Source organism: Nostoc mirabile CHAB5784, from assembly GCF_020829645.1.
Classification (GTDB): Bacteria; Cyanobacteriota; Cyanobacteriia; order Cyanobacteriales; family Nostocaceae; genus Nostoc; species Nostoc mirabile.
The window spans coordinates 194,955-211,608 of the sequence record NZ_JAIVFS010000002.1 but is presented as its reverse complement, the minus strand read 5'-3'; the positions used below and the strand labels follow the sequence as shown (position 1 = coordinate 211,608).

General features: G+C 42.5%; 11 protein-coding genes. 8 read left to right on the top strand and 3 right to left on the bottom strand.

Features of this window, described 5'->3' with window-relative positions; translation table 11 throughout:
- Positions 1-88: 88 nt before the first annotated feature.
- Together LC653_RS02850 and LC653_RS02845 are read left to right on the top strand one after the other, a co-directional pair.
- Positions 89-463: an NINE protein gene (locus tag LC653_RS02850; RefSeq protein WP_229492494.1), complete on the top strand. Its 375-nt coding sequence runs from the start codon at positions 89-91 to the stop codon at positions 461-463.
- 13 nt (positions 464-476) lie between these two features.
- On the top strand, positions 477-1,010 hold the full coding sequence (locus LC653_RS02845; protein WP_229492493.1) for a ComEA family DNA-binding protein: 534 nt from the start codon (positions 477-479) through the stop codon (positions 1,008-1,010).
- A gap of 131 nt (positions 1,011-1,141) precedes the next feature.
- Here LC653_RS02845 and lepB read toward each other — a convergent pair whose 3' ends face one another.
- Positions 1,142-1,714 (bottom strand): signal peptidase I, encoded by a 573-nt coding sequence (lepB, locus tag LC653_RS02840; RefSeq protein ID WP_229492492.1) that lies wholly within the window; start codon positions 1,712-1,714, stop codon positions 1,142-1,144.
- Positions 1,715-3,539: 1,825 nt separating this feature from the next.
- On the opposite strand from lepB, the gene LC653_RS02835 reads away from it, so the two are divergent.
- The gene (locus LC653_RS02835) at positions 3,540-4,448 is read left to right on the top strand and encodes a polysaccharide deacetylase family protein (RefSeq protein ID WP_229492491.1); all 909 of its coding nucleotides are present in this window, start codon (positions 3,540-3,542) and stop codon (positions 4,446-4,448) included.
- A gap of 278 nt (positions 4,449-4,726) precedes the next feature.
- Here LC653_RS02835 and LC653_RS02830 read toward each other — a convergent pair whose 3' ends face one another.
- Together LC653_RS02830 and gltB are read right to left on the bottom strand one after the other, a co-directional pair.
- Complete coding sequence (locus LC653_RS02830) at positions 4,727-5,461, bottom strand: class I SAM-dependent methyltransferase (protein WP_229492490.1); 735 nt, start codon at positions 5,459-5,461, stop codon at positions 4,727-4,729.
- Between the two features lie 364 nt (positions 5,462-5,825).
- On the bottom strand, positions 5,826-10,574 hold the full coding sequence (gene gltB, locus LC653_RS02825; RefSeq protein WP_229492489.1) for a glutamate synthase large subunit: 4,749 nt from the start codon (positions 10,572-10,574) through the stop codon (positions 5,826-5,828).
- A gap of 1,022 nt (positions 10,575-11,596) precedes the next feature.
- Between gltB and LC653_RS02820 the strand changes: the two genes are divergently transcribed.
- The 5 genes from LC653_RS02820 (at position 11,597) to rpsG (ending at position 16,543) form a co-directional block, all read left to right on the top strand.
- Positions 11,597-13,714 (top strand): phosphodiester glycosidase family protein, encoded by a 2,118-nt coding sequence (locus LC653_RS02820; RefSeq protein ID WP_372478092.1) that lies wholly within the window; start codon positions 11,597-11,599, stop codon positions 13,712-13,714.
- A gap of 290 nt (positions 13,715-14,004) precedes the next feature.
- Positions 14,005-14,424, top strand: coding sequence for a cupin domain-containing protein (locus tag LC653_RS02815; RefSeq protein WP_229492578.1), 420 nt, complete (start codon positions 14,005-14,007; stop codon positions 14,422-14,424).
- Positions 14,425-14,655: 231 nt separating this feature from the next.
- Positions 14,656-14,985, top strand: a complete 330-nt coding sequence (locus LC653_RS02810) for a HesB/IscA family protein (RefSeq protein WP_229492577.1) — start codon at positions 14,656-14,658, stop codon at positions 14,983-14,985.
- 148 nt (positions 14,986-15,133) lie between these two features.
- The gene (gene rpsL, locus LC653_RS02805) at positions 15,134-15,517 is read left to right on the top strand and encodes a 30S ribosomal protein S12 (RefSeq protein WP_012410236.1); all 384 of its coding nucleotides are present in this window, start codon (positions 15,134-15,136) and stop codon (positions 15,515-15,517) included.
- 555 nt (positions 15,518-16,072) lie between these two features.
- Complete coding sequence (rpsG, locus tag LC653_RS02800) at positions 16,073-16,543, top strand: 30S ribosomal protein S7 (RefSeq protein ID WP_069070112.1); 471 nt, start codon at positions 16,073-16,075, stop codon at positions 16,541-16,543.
- Positions 16,544-16,654: the final 111 nt, after the last annotated feature.

Below are 16,654 nucleotides of genomic sequence, written 5' to 3'. Positions count from 1 at the left end.
GCAATTCCCATCTAAAAGTCCTAAGGGCAAGGCAGGGTAGTTGACTGTCTGATTGTAGAAACTATGTATTGGTATATTTATTAGAAATATGTTGACTAAACGCAAAAGCCGAAGTGTTGCCGCTATTTTAGCTTTTTCTGGCACGCTGACAATTTCAGGATTACATAAATTCTATCTGGGACAGCCGTTGTGGGGTGTTTTGTATGTGTTGCTTTCCTGGACGCCGATCCCCAAAGTAGCTAGTGCCATCGAGGGAGTTTGGTATTTAGCCCAAGACGAAGAAGCTTTTGATCGTAATTTTAATCTGGGCAAGTCAGCAACAAGGAATTCCCAAAGGGTGAGTAATCAGGTAGGAGCGATCGCTGAGTCTTTGCGTGAATTGGATGCTTTGCGCCAGGATGGGCTAATTTCAGAGTATGAATTTGAGCAAAAGCGCCGCCAATTGCTAGACCAGATTTCTTGAGGTAAGCGACAACATGAATAACTGGCTACCTTTGAACCCCAGGCTGCAAAAACTCCGGGACAAGCTCCTCAACGATCCTTACTATCGCCTACAATCTGGAGAAGAAATTCAGATAGCCGCTAAATTAGGTATTCGCATTGATGCTAATCAAGCGACTGTAGATGATTGGTTACGCTTACCAGGTTTGTCAATTCACCAAGCGCGATCGCTTGTAGAACTTTCGCATTCGGGTGTTAAATTTTACTGTATTGAAGATATCGCTGCGGCTTTGGCTATACCAGCACCGCGCCTGGAACCATTAAAGCCTCTGCTGAATTTTATTTACTATGATCACGAATCTCTAGAAAGTCCGATCCATTTAGTCAATCCAAATACAGCAACAGTTGAAAATTTAGCACAAATTCCATTTATAAATTTGTCTCTAGCGCAAGCAGTGGTGCAAAATCGGCAATCAGCCGGGCCTTACCGTAACCTGGCTGATTTCCAACGGCGGTTGGAGTTAACTGGTGATGCGATCGCTCAACTGATGTATTATTTAAGGTTTTAAGTTAAAAGTTTTAAAATATAGGGTTTTTCGTTTGTATGCAATATATTTTCACCTCTGTCCAACGCTAGTAGGGAAGGGGTTGGGGTTAGGTCTATATAACTCCAAACTCCAAACTCCAAACTCCTAACTATTTAAATAAACCCAATACGATCAAGAGGCCAAAAGCGAAACGCTGCTCGACCAATGACATTTTCTTTGGGTAAAAAGCCCCAATAACGAGAGTCATTACTATCGTTGCGGTTATCTCCCATGACAAAAAACTCATCTTCTGGAACTTTCACTGGTCGATATGGCTGATTTGGGGGTTCAGCGATGTAGTCTTCTGCCAAGGGTTGACCGTTGAGGTAGACTTTGCCAGAAGCAACACTAATTACCTCACCAGGCTGGCCAATAACCCGCTTGATGAAAGCTTGGTCTTTGGGATATCCTCGACGTTGTAGTTCTGCGGGTGGCTGAAAAACAATAATATCCCCAGTTATGGGAGGGTGAAAATGGTAAGAGATTTTTTCAACTACCAAGCGATCGCCAGTATATAAGGTGGGCAACATCGAATCAGAAGGTATATAGCGGGGTTCGGCGATAAAAGTCCGGATCAAGAATGCCAAACACAATGCGATCGCAATTAAAATCAGATTTTCTTGCCAACCACGCCATATTTTTAACGACGCACGCTCTTCTTTTGCATCACTTTCGTGAGGAACCATAAAAGTTTCTAGCCAGTTTAAGAAGTGGGACAAATACCTTGATTATTTTGACTCAAAAGGTATACTTATAAACAATATGGGTTCTGCATAAACCCACACAGATATTAAATAATACAGTTATTGCATCTACCAGAGATAAGCAAAAGTGCTGTAAATAAACTATGACCTGTCTAAGGCAATATAAGCTAATGATTAGGATTTTTAGATAGATAATTAAAAATCTTAATTCTAATTGCTGCAATTATAAGGCAAGTTATGAGATGATTTTCACTTTTGCTTCTTACTGCTAAAAAAGCAGTTACCGATTGGTAGAGCGATACAGCCAGTCGGTTTTTTCTTTGAGCATAAAATTGGTCGTTAAGTGGCAAATATGTAAGATCCATTACGAACATTAGTCCTAACGTACCAAAACTTTCGTACAGTGCCCTATACCATTTCAGTTTAATAAGGGACTTCCAAATAAAAAAATATCCCAAAACTGACGCAAAAATCTTCTCTATTTCTCCCCTCTCTGTGTTCTCTGCGTCTCTGTGGTTCGTTCATTTGGATAATTTATTTCTTGGAAGTCCCTAATAATGATACAAAGATACAAATAAGGCAGTCTAGACAAAGCTTTAAAAGATTGTCTTGTCAAGAGCCTCTGGCTGGAAACGAGTTTTTAAAGCATGAAACCCAACACCCTGGTGAATCTTGGGTTTTACGTAGCTCAACCCAAGCTACGCTTAATGCATCATTTTAGCTGTGCCACGCCACTACGTGTATTTCAAAAATTACCCATATTCTTAATTTTACGTCAACTAGTTTTACTGGACTGATACTTTTGTATACATAGATACTATATAACTGCACTTTTAACAGTTTGGCTATGAAGATGTGAATAAGTTGCGTAATTATACTGTGACAGTAGAGACTAGATTGTATTATTAATAATAATATATAAATCTCTTTTACTATCAAGAAGAAGATTAACAGACAGAAACCTACTAGTAATTTAGGCTTAAGTATCAGCATCAAAAACACAGTTAAGCTGCTGATAAAATCATTTTTACTGAATGATTTAAAAGTATCTAGATTAACGAATAAATGCCCCTTGGCAATGAGAAACTATATTTAATCAATTTTCGTCTGTCTATTTCATAGAAAATTCGAGGCAAGCTTCTGTCAGTTAAAAATTTAACTTTTTCTTAAAAAGGAAGCAATGGCAGCAGGCAGTAAGATATATCTTATCAAGAATAGAGCTAATAGTTGATTAGACTCTTTTTTGAAAGATACCCCACCCCTTGTAAGTAGTTTTGTATGTTAATCAAATAATTTACTCAGCTACAAATTATACAGCTTTCCTGCCAGAAAGTCTTGTTATAAAAACTTCGGCCCGCAAAAAATGCAAATTGTAGGCCCGACAGTTGAGCTACATCTTAATTTACAAAGCTATAAAACTTGAAACGATAATGCTGCCTTAGTGATGAAGTGAAAGACAGAAACTAATTCAGAACTCCGATAAAGAGGATTTTGGGGTGTCATTAATTATCCGATTGCGCTCCTTCTTAGAGCGAGCGGTAAGAATGTGGAAATTCAGACCTTGCCTTTTATAAATGGATTGACATTAAACAGTACCAAGTATTGTATAAACGTTCATCCAAATCTAGAGCATCTAGATTTCAGTTAAAGCTCTATAGTCTGTTTTCTCGATTGTGAATTTCCGTTATTCCCAATTCCAATTTTCAGGATTACCAGAAAGCAGCTGGTATCTAAGATATCTAAAAAAATGTGCTATAACGTACCGTCATAACGTGGTGGATGGTTCGATCTTTGAAGGAGCTATGAGGTGGAAAACAATAAGTCGTTTCTGTGGCCAGAAGGAATATTAATTGCACTGCTTGCCTTATGTGGTGTTTTTAGCCTTGCTTTCATGATGCTTCTAAGGCCAAATTCTTCGGAGGCTCAGAGTAGACAGAGTATAAATGTAAAGGATGTAGCTGCAAACGTAGGAACTCAGCAGCGGATTGAGAAATTAAAGGCGGCGATGCTTACAAGTTGGCAGCAAGAAGCACAAACAAAAGGACTATCCTACGCTATACCATCACGTTTTCAAGGGGCAATAGTTAAAGCGGCAAAACTGACCAAGGAGGAAAAAGTAATTGCTCTCACCTTTGATGATGGCCCTTGGCCTCAGACTACAGGACAAGTACTAGATATTCTTAAATCAAATAATATTAAAGGGACGTTTTTTATCGTCGGGCAGAACCTAAAAAATTATCCAGAGTTAGGAAAGCAAATTGTCTATCAAGGTCACGTCATTGCCAACCATACTTGGCATCACTGGTATCACTCTTTTAATCCACAAGCAGCTGCTTTTGAAATTGACCGCACAACAGACTTAATTTATCAAATTACAGGTGCTAAAACAAATCTATTTAGGCCGCCTGGTGGTATGCTCCACAATGGATTAGCTGCTTATGCTAAAGGCCAAAAATATACTGTGGTGATGTGGTCTGCTGACTCCACAGACTACAAGTTACCAACTGTACCAAAGTTGATCAATAACGTGATTAGAGATTCAAAACCTGGTGGTATTGTCCTAATGCATGATGGTGGTGGGAACCGTTCCAGAACTGTGCAAGCTTTACCAGAAATTATTAGCAACTTTAAAAAGCAAGGCTATCGCTTTGTTACTATTCCAGAACTTTTAGAAATGGAAGATGCAGACCAAAAGCTGCTTGCTAACAAAAAGTAATTATTAATTATGGGCAATTAGTCAATAGTGATTGGCTAAAAACTAAAATTATATTTTTTGCTTAGAATGCCTTATTTCTGACTGAAGTTTAGACTAGTACAACATGGCGGAAAAAAACATACCATTTCAAATGGCGCAAGAGCTTGAAATACAATTATTTTGACTTTTGACACTTCGACTTCTGCTTTGCGGTACTAGTCAGGAGTGCAAAACTAAAGAACAAATCAACTTAAAACTTGACGAATAATCTTGGCTATTCAAATGACGGTTTAACCCAGTCATGGAGAGGCAATAACTGTCCAAGTTGCCATATATGTTCCAGCGTACTTATTGGAATAGTTAGTAGTGCTATCGGGAACAAACCAGTCAGGAGTTTTCTTCTGCTGTCTAACTTTTTTGTCCAAGCCAATTTGTAGGGAAATATTCTCGTAAACAATTTTTGCGTTTACAACTTTCAGCAATTTTTCTAGCAACTTTTGTAGCCATTCTGCCCGAGCATAAAGATTATGGGATGGATGGTCACCATAAGCAAAAGGTACAATAAGCACCAAATATCCTTTCTCGCTTATTAGTTTGTCCAAACAGAATTGAACGAGTTCTTGATCGTCCTTTTGTTCTAGTGTTTCCTTATCGACATTGTGAAATAGCAAGCCGGCTAGGACGACGGCATCAAATTTTTGATTTTCTGAAGCCAATTCTGGCAGTGCTACCGATAAATCTTGAGCAGCAAACTTATTGTTGGGGTATAGCTTTGAACAGTACTGAATCGCAGCTTCACTGTGATCTATCCCAAGGTAGTCACATCGCTCAGGTAGATATTTGTTCAAAGCCGCATTGCCACATCCTAAATCTAATAAAGAGAATGAACGTTGCTTAAAAGCTTCATTGAGATACCAAACTGATGGTGTGTATCGAGTAGCATTTTCAGGAGATTCAAAGTATGAATAATAATCATCTTGAAAACGTTCTTCTTCAGAAGTTTTGCGATCGGGAGCTTGCTCTTCTATAAGCATTTTTATAGACAAATCCTACTTGTTAGTAAACATTTATATGGAAGTTTATCAGCATTTAGGTAATGCCTTCTATACCCAATTAGGTAGATTTCAGGACAGTGCTGATCTCGACTTTATTACCTGGACTTTCACAGGATCTGATTGCTCAGTCACTTTTGTTGCCTTAGTCTAAAGTCCAGTTGTGAATCATTTAGTGATATTCCCCCTTAAAAAGGGGGAATATATTTTCTCTTTACAGTCTTTTTAAGGGGTAAATTCAGGCAACTGCTTTAGGTATCCAAAGGGGTTTTCGCAGAGTACCTGTTTGTGCAGCTTCTCCGACGGGAGAATGGCTTAAGGCTTAGTATGAGAATGGTTACAGTTACTAATGACTGCTTACTAAACTGAACTCAGTTGTTTTTTCAGGATCAGCTTCGAGACTATCAGCTTCAGAAGGTGGAACCAACTGCCAGAATTTCGGCAAAAATTCTTCCCAGTTTTGCAGAATTTTATTCGCCTTTAGTGAACCAGTGCGTTCCGCATGAGTTTTGATTAACTCTTGCAGTTGTTTTGTACCTGCTTCTGTAATCACCCTCTGGATTTTGACAATTTCCGGGTTGACTAACTCACGAAATGAGTCGTTTTCATCTAAGAAGTAGGCCAGTCCACCAGTCATTCCAGCTGCTACGTTACGTCCTACTTTACCGAGGACGACAATCACACCACCAGTCATGTATTCGCAGCAGTGATCCCCAGCGCCTTCAATCACTGCTATGGCTTTGGAGTTTCTTACAGCAAAGCGCTCTCCTGCTAAACCGTTTGCAAATAACATGCCACCAGTAGCACCATAGAGGCACGTATTACCAACTATCACGTTTTGTGATCCGTCATAAGTAGCATCAGTTGGAGGCTTGATGATGATTTCACCACCATGCATCCCTTTACCTACGTAGTCGTTTGCCTCTCCTTGCAGGGTCAAAATTATACCAGGGAGGTTGAACGCACCAAAGCTTTGCCCAACACTGCCTGTAAAGTTGAGATTAATTTGTCCTTCAAAGTCGCTGTCACCGTATTTAGAAGCGATCGCTCCCGCTAATCTTGTGCCTACTGTTCTGTCAGTATTGACAATAGGGTAAGTCTTGGTGACAGTGGACTGATCCCTAATGGCAGTCTGAATGTCGGGATCGGCAAGCATCTTGTCATCTAAAACCACGCCGTTGCTGTGGACTTCTTCATGCAGCAACCAACTACGATTGTCTTTGGTATCTGGTAGCTTCAGTAAACAGTCCAGGTTGAGCGATCGCGTTTTCGTGAGTTTTGCCTCTGGGCGCAGTTTCAACAAATCTGCACGTCCAATGATTTCTGACAAAGAACGGTAGCCAAGTCGTGCCAACAAACTACGCACTTCTTCGGCGATGAAGTAGAAGAAGTTAACAACCTGTTCCGGCATTCCCGTAAACCGCTTGCGGAGTTCTTCTTTTTGAGTAGCAACACCCACAGGGCAGGTATTCATGTGGCAAACTCGCGCCATGATACAGCCTTCAGCAATCATGGCGATGGAACCGAAACCGAATTCTTCACCGCCCATCAATGCACCTATTACCACATCCCAGCCACTCTTGAGTCCGCCATCTACGCGCAAAATCACGCGATCGCGCAGGCTATTTTCCATCAAAACGCGATGCACTTCACTTAAACCCAGTTCCCACGGTGAACCAGCATGTTTAATCGAACTGAGTGGCGATGCACCTGTACCACCATCATGTCCAGAAATCTGGATAATATCAGCGTTTGCCTTGGCTACACCAGCTGCGATCGTGCCAATGCCAACTTCTGCAACTAGTTTCACCGATACCTTGGCTTTGGGATTAATTTGGTGCAGGTCAAAAATCAGTTGCGCTAAGTCTTCAATGGAATAGATATCGTGGTGCGGTGGTGGTGAAATCAGCGTCACACCTGGCTTCGAGCGCCTTAACATCGCAATGTATTGGCTTACCTTGGGCCCTGGTAGTTGTCCACCTTCCCCAGGCTTGGCACCTTGGGCAATTTTGATTTCAATTTGTTTGGCGTTGACTAGGTACTCTGGTGTGACACCAAAGCGTCCCGATGCAACTTGCTTGATGGCACTATAGGCTTTATCACCATTTTGCAATCCTTTTAAATGAGGTAGGGTTGGCGAATGACCAGACTCGTCTACATCATCTAAAACTGTATAGCGCACTGGGTCTTCGCCGCCTTCTCCAGAGTTAGATTTACCGCCAATGCGGTTCATGGCGATCGCTAAAGTTTCGTGAGCTTCTCTTGACAAAGCGCCTAAAGACATGCCACCCGTGCAGAAGCGCTTGACAATTTCAGTTACCGACTCAACTTCTTCTATAGGAATTGGGGTGTGTAGCTTGCCGCCTTCGGCATCGCCTTGGAAGTCCAACAAGTCCCGCAAGGCTGTTACTGGCCTGCCTTGGAGATGCTTTTTGTAAACTTCGTAGTGGTCGTAGTTTTTGCCATCTAAAGCCTTATGCAGCGCCTTGACCATTTCTGGGCTATTCATGTGGTACTCGCCGCCAGGACGGTACTGCACAAAGCCCAGGTTTTGTAACTTATTGGCCGTCACTTCTGGGAAAGCTTTGCAGTGGAAGGAAAGCACTTCATCAGCTAGTTCGCTAACACTCAAACCTCCGATACGGGAAGTCGTACCACGGAATCCCAGTTCGATTAAATCTCCACCGATGCCAATAGCTTCAAAGATTTGAGCTGCTTGATAGCTAGGGAGCAGAGAAATTCCCATCTTGGAGAGAATTTTTAGCAAACCTGACTCTACTGCTTTGCGATAGTTTCCTAAAGCTTGTTCTAGGGTGAGGGTGGGAATTTTTTGTACACCCATTAACTTTTGAGTTTTGGGATCAGACCACCAATCACGCACCGTGTCCAAAGCCATATACGGGCAAACTGCACCAGCACCGTAGCCAATGAGACAAGCAAAGTGATGAGTACTCCAGCATTGGGCAGTATTGACAATTAGGGATGTTTTCATTCGCAACCCTTCCCTAATCAGGTGATGATGTACAGCACCCACTGCTAACAGGGGAGGAATGTATGTATTTTCTGGGCTGATACCGTCATTTCCCTTATCGCTTAAGATTAAAATTTTTGCACCTGCGCGGACTGATTCAGCTGCTTGTGCTTGTAAAGATTGGACTGCGGCCTTTAATCCTTCAGGGCCGCTGGCGATCGCAAATCGGGTTGATAACTCAGCTGTGGCAAATCCCGACAGCTTAATTGCCTCTAATTCAACATCCGTTAACACTGGCGATTCAAGTTTCAATCTCCGAGCATATTCTGGCTTGGGTTCTAATAAGTTACCCCGTTCACCCAGTTCTACTTTCAGAGACATCACTAGCTTTTCCCGCAGGGGATCAATCGCTGGGTTGGTCACCTGAGCAAAACGCTGTTTGAAATAGTCATACAGCAGGTGGGGTTTTGTTGACAGCACTGCTAAAGGAATATCATCCCCCATGCAGAAAGTCGGCTCTGAACCTGCGATCGCCATTGGATGAATCACCATTTCCACATCTTCTGTGGTGTAGCCAAAAGCAGTTTGCAGCTGAAGCAATGTTTGCTTGTCAATTGTCACTTGTCCTTGATCATTTGTCATTTGTCCTTTGCCATTGCCATTTGCTAATGACGGATGACCAATACTTCGGCTTCTCTGCGAGACGCTACGCGAACGCTCAGTACAAGTGACCAATGACTTTAATTCTTGACGGTACTGTTGCAGCCATTCACCATAAGGGTGCTGCTTGGCAATGCGCTGCTTAATCTCCCAATTCTTCAGCACTTCATGGTTTACTAAATCCACGGCAATCATTTGCCCTGGCCCAAGTCTACCTTTCTCGACAATATCGGCTTCTGGAAAGCCCACTACACCAGCTTCGGAAGCTACAACAATGTAGTCATCTTTGGTGATCACGTAGCGAGCTGGTCTTAAGCCATTACGATCTAGTGTTGCACCAACTTTTTTGCCATCACTAAATACTAAAAGTGCTGGCCCGTCCCATGCTTCTTGCAGTCCACTGTAATATTCGTAGAAATCAACAATTTCTGGATAGTTACCTAAAGAGGGCTGATTTTGGTAGGCCTCTGGAACCATAATCATTAAAGCTTCCAAGGGGCTGCGTCCAGAACACACGAGCAATTCCAGCACATTGTCTAGGGTAGCTGAGTCGCTGTTATCAATATGAACTAATGGCTTGAGTTCCTTGATGCGATCATCCCATACAGGATGATTCAGGCTAGCTTCTCGTGCCATCATCCAGTTGATGTTACCCAACAAAGTATTGATTTCGCCGTTGTGACCCAAAAGCCGCATTGGTTGAGCTAGGGGCCACTTGGGCATTGTATTAGTACTAAAGCGGCGGTGATAGACAGCAAAGACGCTTTTGTAAGCTGGATTCTTTAAATCGTCATAAAAGCTGCCCAATACGGCAGAACGCACCATGCCTTTGTAAACAATTGTGCGGCTTGACAACGAGCAGATATAAAATTCTTCTGAGATGTTGGTAGCAGCTTTACTAATTCGGCGGCGGGTAATGTACAACTGCCGTTCTAATTCATCGCCGCTTTTGTCAACAGAAGCTAACAAAACTTGTTCAATCTGGGGTTGATTTTCTCTTGCTTGTACCCCAAGTAAATCAGGTTGCACTGGCACAACTCGCCAACCAAGTACAGTGAATTTTTCTTCCTCCGCTACTTGCTCAACTGCCGCCCTAGCTTTTTGTGCTGCTTCCTGGTCTTGTGGTAGAAATATCATCCCAATAGCTATATTATTGGTGGATGGAAATTCCTTCTCTATTTGGGCAAACTCTTGTTGGAACAACTCCCAAGGGATAGCTGTCAATACTCCAGCACCATCACCAGAATCTTGATCGGCGCTACAACCTCCCCGGTGTTCTAAGCAGGTTAAAGCAGCTAAGGCTTTTTCGACAATTTCGTGGCTGGTATGATTTTTGCGATGAGCAATAAAACCTACACCACAGGCATCTCGTTCCTCTACTAACCACTTTTGCCCCTGATAGGTATCTCTTGAGTTGATATTCGGTGTGATTTGTTGGTCTTGATTCATCGGTTTATTATTCATACCCTGTTCCTGAAGTATTGAGTTACCAATTTTGCCACTACGTTATGGGAAAAAATTTCTAAATTCAGCGATGGAAAAATATACAAGCACCGAAATTTAGGGAAAAAAAATTTTAACTTCGGTTTTACTTTATTAGTTCACCCGTGTTAAAATATTTGCGTATTTTTTATGTATTTATGCGGTGTTAGACAACTTACCTCCGCCAAGACATCATTTTTGCCCTGACAGTTTCTTTTTTATATTGTGAAGCTAAGTATTTTCTCAATTCCTTTTTTCCAGATGCACGCTAGCTACTCATAGAGCCATTTCGGCTCACCTGAAACAAAACTAAAACTGAACGCTGTACTCTTTTTTAAAGCCAAAGTCAAAATAATTCGTAATTGATCGTGACGATCAAGGACTCGCTCTAAGCGTTGGCGTAGCGTCTCCCCGAATCCCTTTGGGAGAGGCTAGCGCCAAGGGAGAAGAGAAGGCTTTAAGTTACGCTACCTTAATTCGTAGTTGCAATCACTGGGGGGTTGTACCCTCCATTGTCTTGTTAACCACTAAATCTTTAATTTAGTGTGGGCTGCTGTACCCTTTTAATTACGAATTACGAATTACGAATTAGTAATTATTTAGTTATCCTGATCCAGGAATAAAATCAGCGTATTACAATATATACCCATTTGACAATTCCCAAATATCTTTGTTGTCTAGAGTTTTGCCGCTTACCAGTTGGCACATGTATTACTATTAACTAGACCTTACTGAATTAGCAACGTTCAGTCAGGATTAAATATCTTAATCCAGTTTTGATAATCAAAACTACCGTGTATAGTGTGGTTAGAATTAGTGCCACTTAAAACACTTGATTGCAGGGACTTTAGCGTCTAAATAAATTGATTGGCTTTTAAAAGAGATGGCTAGCCAATATATAGAATAGCATATTTTTTCAAAAATAAACTCATGGGTTTTTTATATTTCCAAATAATTAGTTAGTTTATACCTTGGCTGATAGTTTTCAAAAAACCTAGTAAATTATGGTAAAAATGCCGAATTATTGCCAATCAGGGAATGGCGATCGCAAAGCCCGCCGTACTCCTTTGGAGAAGCAAGCTACGCGTAGCGTCTCCAAGAGTTGGCATCGCAGATTTTTCCGGGCTACTATGTCACCAATATTTTTAATAACACTATGCTTAACTACTACCTATGCTATCAACGCCCAGGAGTCTCCAAAAAACGCCCAATCAATACCAAGGCTTATCTCCCAGTCACCTGCACCTGCTTTAACAGGCGTAGTATCCTCTGGTAATCAAATTTCCCTCAATGGTCGTACTCTACCAGGAACTTGGTTACAGCGACCTGGAAAAGCTGGTCGGATTACAACTCATCTGAGTGATGGGGCATTTAGGCAGTTAATTGGAGTAAATTTCTTAAACAGTAGTAACTCAGCAAGGCAACCAATACAGTGGTTTTCATCGGTGGCAAAGCCACTGGTTTTATCCACCAAGCTACTAGGAGCATATCGCTATTTGGATATTAGCAATTTTGCTCAAACATCTGGATGGGAAATCCGAACCAATGGCAACATTTTGGTGATTGCTACCCCAAAAGCACAAATTACAAATATTGTTCAGAGCCAGGAACCTCCAGAGGCGAGTGCCCCTTTGCAACAGGCTCGGATTCTTGTTGATTTAGATCGTCCAACTCCGTGGCAAGTTGCACAAGGGTCAGCGATCGCAAAACCCCAAATTCCATCTTCTGATCCAGACACACCAACTGCCAAACCCACTGCACCACCAAATCGAGAGTGGACAATTACCCTCGATGGAATAGCTGATCCTGTTTTGATAGAACGTTATACCCCCCAGCCACCAGCAGCACCACCAATATTGCTGCCAAACTTGCTTAAACAATTATTACCAGTTACACCAACACAACCAATACCACCAGCCCCAGCCCCTGAACCACTGATTCAACAAGTGAAAGTGGTGAAAAACCAAACCATTATTAGTCTGAGCGTTCCCTTCGGTCTATCGCCTCAAGTTAGTACTATAGATAACCCCAATCGCCTGATTATCGATATTCGACCCGATCCTCTAGAAGAAAGAGATATTACTTGGGCCCCAGGATTGCGCTGGCGACAGCATTATGTCAACTTAGGCACAGAACGCTTCCCGGTGGTCTGGTTAGAAGTTAATCCCCGTAAATTTGGGCTAACGCTAAAACCTATGTGGGCTAGTCCTGATGGGCTTGCGGGTACTGCTCCCTTAATTCAAACAGCACAACGTTACCTAGCAGTAGCTGGAATTAACGGTGGTTATTTTAACCGCAATAACAGATTGCCATTGGGTGCAATTCGTCGGGATGGTCAGTGGTTATCAGGCCCCATTCTCAACCGAGGTGCGATCGCTTGGAATGATTCTGGCCAATTTTACTTCGGTCGTCTCACCTTAGAAGAAACTTTAATTACGGCAAATGACCAGCGCCAACCAATTCTGTTTCTCAATAGCGGCTACGTCCAGAGTGGAATTGCTCGTTACACCCCAGCTTGGGGATCAACTTACACGTCCTTGACGGATAACGAAATTATTCTAGTGGTACAGAAAGACCAAATTACTCAACAGTTACCAGGCGGCAAAGTTGGTGAGACGGCCGTTCCCATTCCCCAGGATGGCTACCTACTAACCTTACGCGCCAACGCTGCTAGTGCTGCCTCACAGCTACCTATTGGAACCGCAGTAAGTATTTCCAGCGCCACTACTCCGGCTGATTTTAGTCGTTATCCCCACATTATCGGAGCCGGGCCGCTATTAGTCCAAAATCGCCAAATTGTCCTCGATGCCAAAGGCGAAAAATTCAGCAATGCCTTTATTGCCGAAAAGGCTATTCGTAGCGGTATTTGCACAACAGCAACAGGCACATTGATGATTACTGCTGTGCATAATCGTGCCGGCGGTTATGGCCCTAATTTGGCAGAACATGCCCAATTGCTGCAACAGATGGGCTGTGTGGATGCCTTAAATTTGGACGGTGGTAGTTCTACCAGCCTTTACTTAGGAGGACAACTACTCGATCGCTCGCCTAGTACAGCTGCTCGTGTTCATAATGGAATTGGTATTTTCTTGCAACCACGAAAATCAGGGAGTAGGGAGTAGGGAGTAGGGAGTAGGGAATAGGGAATAGGGAAAAAACTCAATTACCAACGAACGCCCCACTCCCCACTCCCTCTTTTTTTAAAGATTAGAACAAGCTGTAATTTTGCTTGATGAAGACTTGGTGTAGATGCAAGAGTTTTAGTAGTGATGATTTACACCGTCACGTTTGATTTTGCTATCTTTATCAAGGTGCGACAAAATTAATGATTTTCAACGTTGCAAGATAGCGCCAGATTTTTTATCAATAGTAAGAGTACCAACGGTTTGTTATGTCTTCAAATGAGGTGACTATGGCTCGATATCAAGAAACTATACAGACTGACACTCTACACCTACCTTCAACTATCACATCCAGAGGCGTTGCTGCAACTGAGTTACGTCCTTGGGGTGCTTTTACAGTTTTAGAAGAAGGGCGTGGATATAAAATCAAGCGCATTGAAGTTAAGCCAGGACACCGCCTCAGTCTACAAATGCACCACCACCGCAGTGAACATTGGATTGTCGTATCTGGTACAGCTAGGGTAACTTGTGGCGAGAGAGAAGTACTACTGAGTAATAATGAGTCAACCTATGTACCCCAATGTACATCTCATCGTTTAGAGAATCCTGGTGTGATCCCCTTGGTGTTGATTGAAGTGCAAAATGGCGAATACTTGGGAGAAGATGATATTATTCGCTACCAAGATGACTATGCCCGTACCAAAGATTAAAGCTCTAATCTAAAAACTGAATACATTTTTGTGCAAACCGTCTTTGGGAACCACTGCACCCCAGAAGTCCCCACCTTAATAACTAGGTAGGGACTGAAGCATGTTGTGCTATAAATGTAGTAATAGCGATCGCGCTCATAGCTTCGATGATTTGGAATTTTCAAGAAGCTAGGATTAACCCATTTGTCTGTAAAATGAAGATGGGGTCTTCAATTGCAAAAAACGAGTTCCATGATTCATCTGAGTCAAGCAGCCGCGAGTGAGATTAGGCGAATCAAGTCCAAGCAGCAGCCAAATGTCTTATTTCGATTGGCAGTAAAACCAGGTGGTTGTTCCGGGTTATTTTATGAAATGTCCTTCGATGAAGCAATAAAAGTTGGCGACCAGGTTTTAAACTTGGATGAGATTCAAGTAGTCATAGATGCCGCCAGCTTAAATTACCTCAACGGGTTGAGGGTGGATTATTCAGAAGACTTAATGGGTGGTGGTTTTCGCTTCCAAAACCCTCAGGCAATCGCAACCTGTGGCTGTGGTAATTCATTCTCCACAACTAGTCAATAGTCCAAAATTTAGCGATCGTTTGCCAATAACAAAGGAAAAATGACCAAGTAATTAAGGGAAAATTACAATTGACATAAACCCGCAAAAAACGATATAATTAGGATTTGTTAAAACTTAGACATATAAGCAGCTTTACGCGCTGTAACTCATGCCAACAATACAGCAGCTAATACGTAACGAGCGCGAACAAGCGCGTCAGAAAACCAAGTCCCCGGCTCTGAAACAATGCCCCCAACGTCGGGGAGTTTGTACCAGAGTATACACGACCACACCAAAAAAGCCTAACTCAGCTCTACGTAAAGTAGCAAGAGTGAGACTTACCTCTGGATTTGAAGTCACAGCTTATATTCCAGGTATTGGTCACAACTTACAAGAACACTCAGTTGTGATGATTCGTGGCGGTCGGGTTAAGGATCTACCAGGCGTGAGATACCACATTATCCGTGGCACCCTAGATACAGCCGGAGTCAAAGACCGCAAACAAGGCCGTTCCAAGTATGGAACCAAGCGTCCGAAAGAAGCGAAAAAATAGGATTAGGCGATTAATCGCATCCAACACGATTAATCGTCTACCTGAGAAGCGCTCAAGGACAAAATAACTATCAGGGTCTGTGTTCTAAGAGCAGTTACGAAAGCTGCTCAAGTCTGTTTAAAAAAATCAAGCAAGCTACATCTACACTAAGCGAGCAAGTGTAGAAGTTCAGAGGAGAACGCTGTAACCCACAGCAGAACTATAATCTGGACATTAAGGTTTAGAATGTTATAGCCTTGAGTATTTAGTTGCAGCTAGCAAGTCAATGAATTTTAGATTTTAGACTTCGGCGTGAGCGCTCAGTCGAGCGATTTGCGGTTTTGGATTGGTCGAACCCACAAGGGGATGAGGCTTACAGACTTTTGATTTTTTCCAATCCTTGTGGTCGGAACATCTACCAAAAACTCTAATCCAAAATTGGCAGTCAATAAGTCAGCCTTGCTGCAACAGTCGAAAACAAAATTGAGAAAGTCTGAGGGTTGAGTTCCACAGCTTTTAGTTTCCGGTGTCTGATAGCATATAATTTCGTTGCCAATTCCGAATTAAAGGTGAAGTATGTCTCGTCGTGGTGTTATTCAAAGGCGCCCAGTTCCGTCTGACTCCGTATATAACAGTCGCCTTGTGAGCATGATTATCAGGCGGATCATGCGTCATGGCAAGAAATCACTTGCCGCCCGGATTGTTTATGATGCATTAAAAACTATTGAAGAACGCACTGGTGCTGGTGCCTTGGAAACCTTTGAAAGAGCAGTGCGAAATGCCACGCCTTTAGTAGAAGTAAAGGCTCGGCGAGTTGGTGGAGCAACCTACCAAGTACCAATGGAAGTGCGTACAGAACGCGGTACAACCCTAGCACTGCGTTGGTTAGTGCAATATTCCCGCTCCAGACCAGGCCGGACAATGGCAAGCAAACTGGCAAATGAATTAATGGATGCAGCCAACGAAACTGGCAATGCGATTCGGAAACGTGAAGAAACGCACCGGATGGCGGAAGCTAACAAAGCATTCGCACACTATCGTTACTAAGTAGAAAAGCTATATATCGCCCTCCAGAAGCGGTATATCGTAGATTTACAAAAAGAAGACGGTTTTCCGTAAAAGTATAGAATCTTAACAAAGAGTAATATACAAGATATC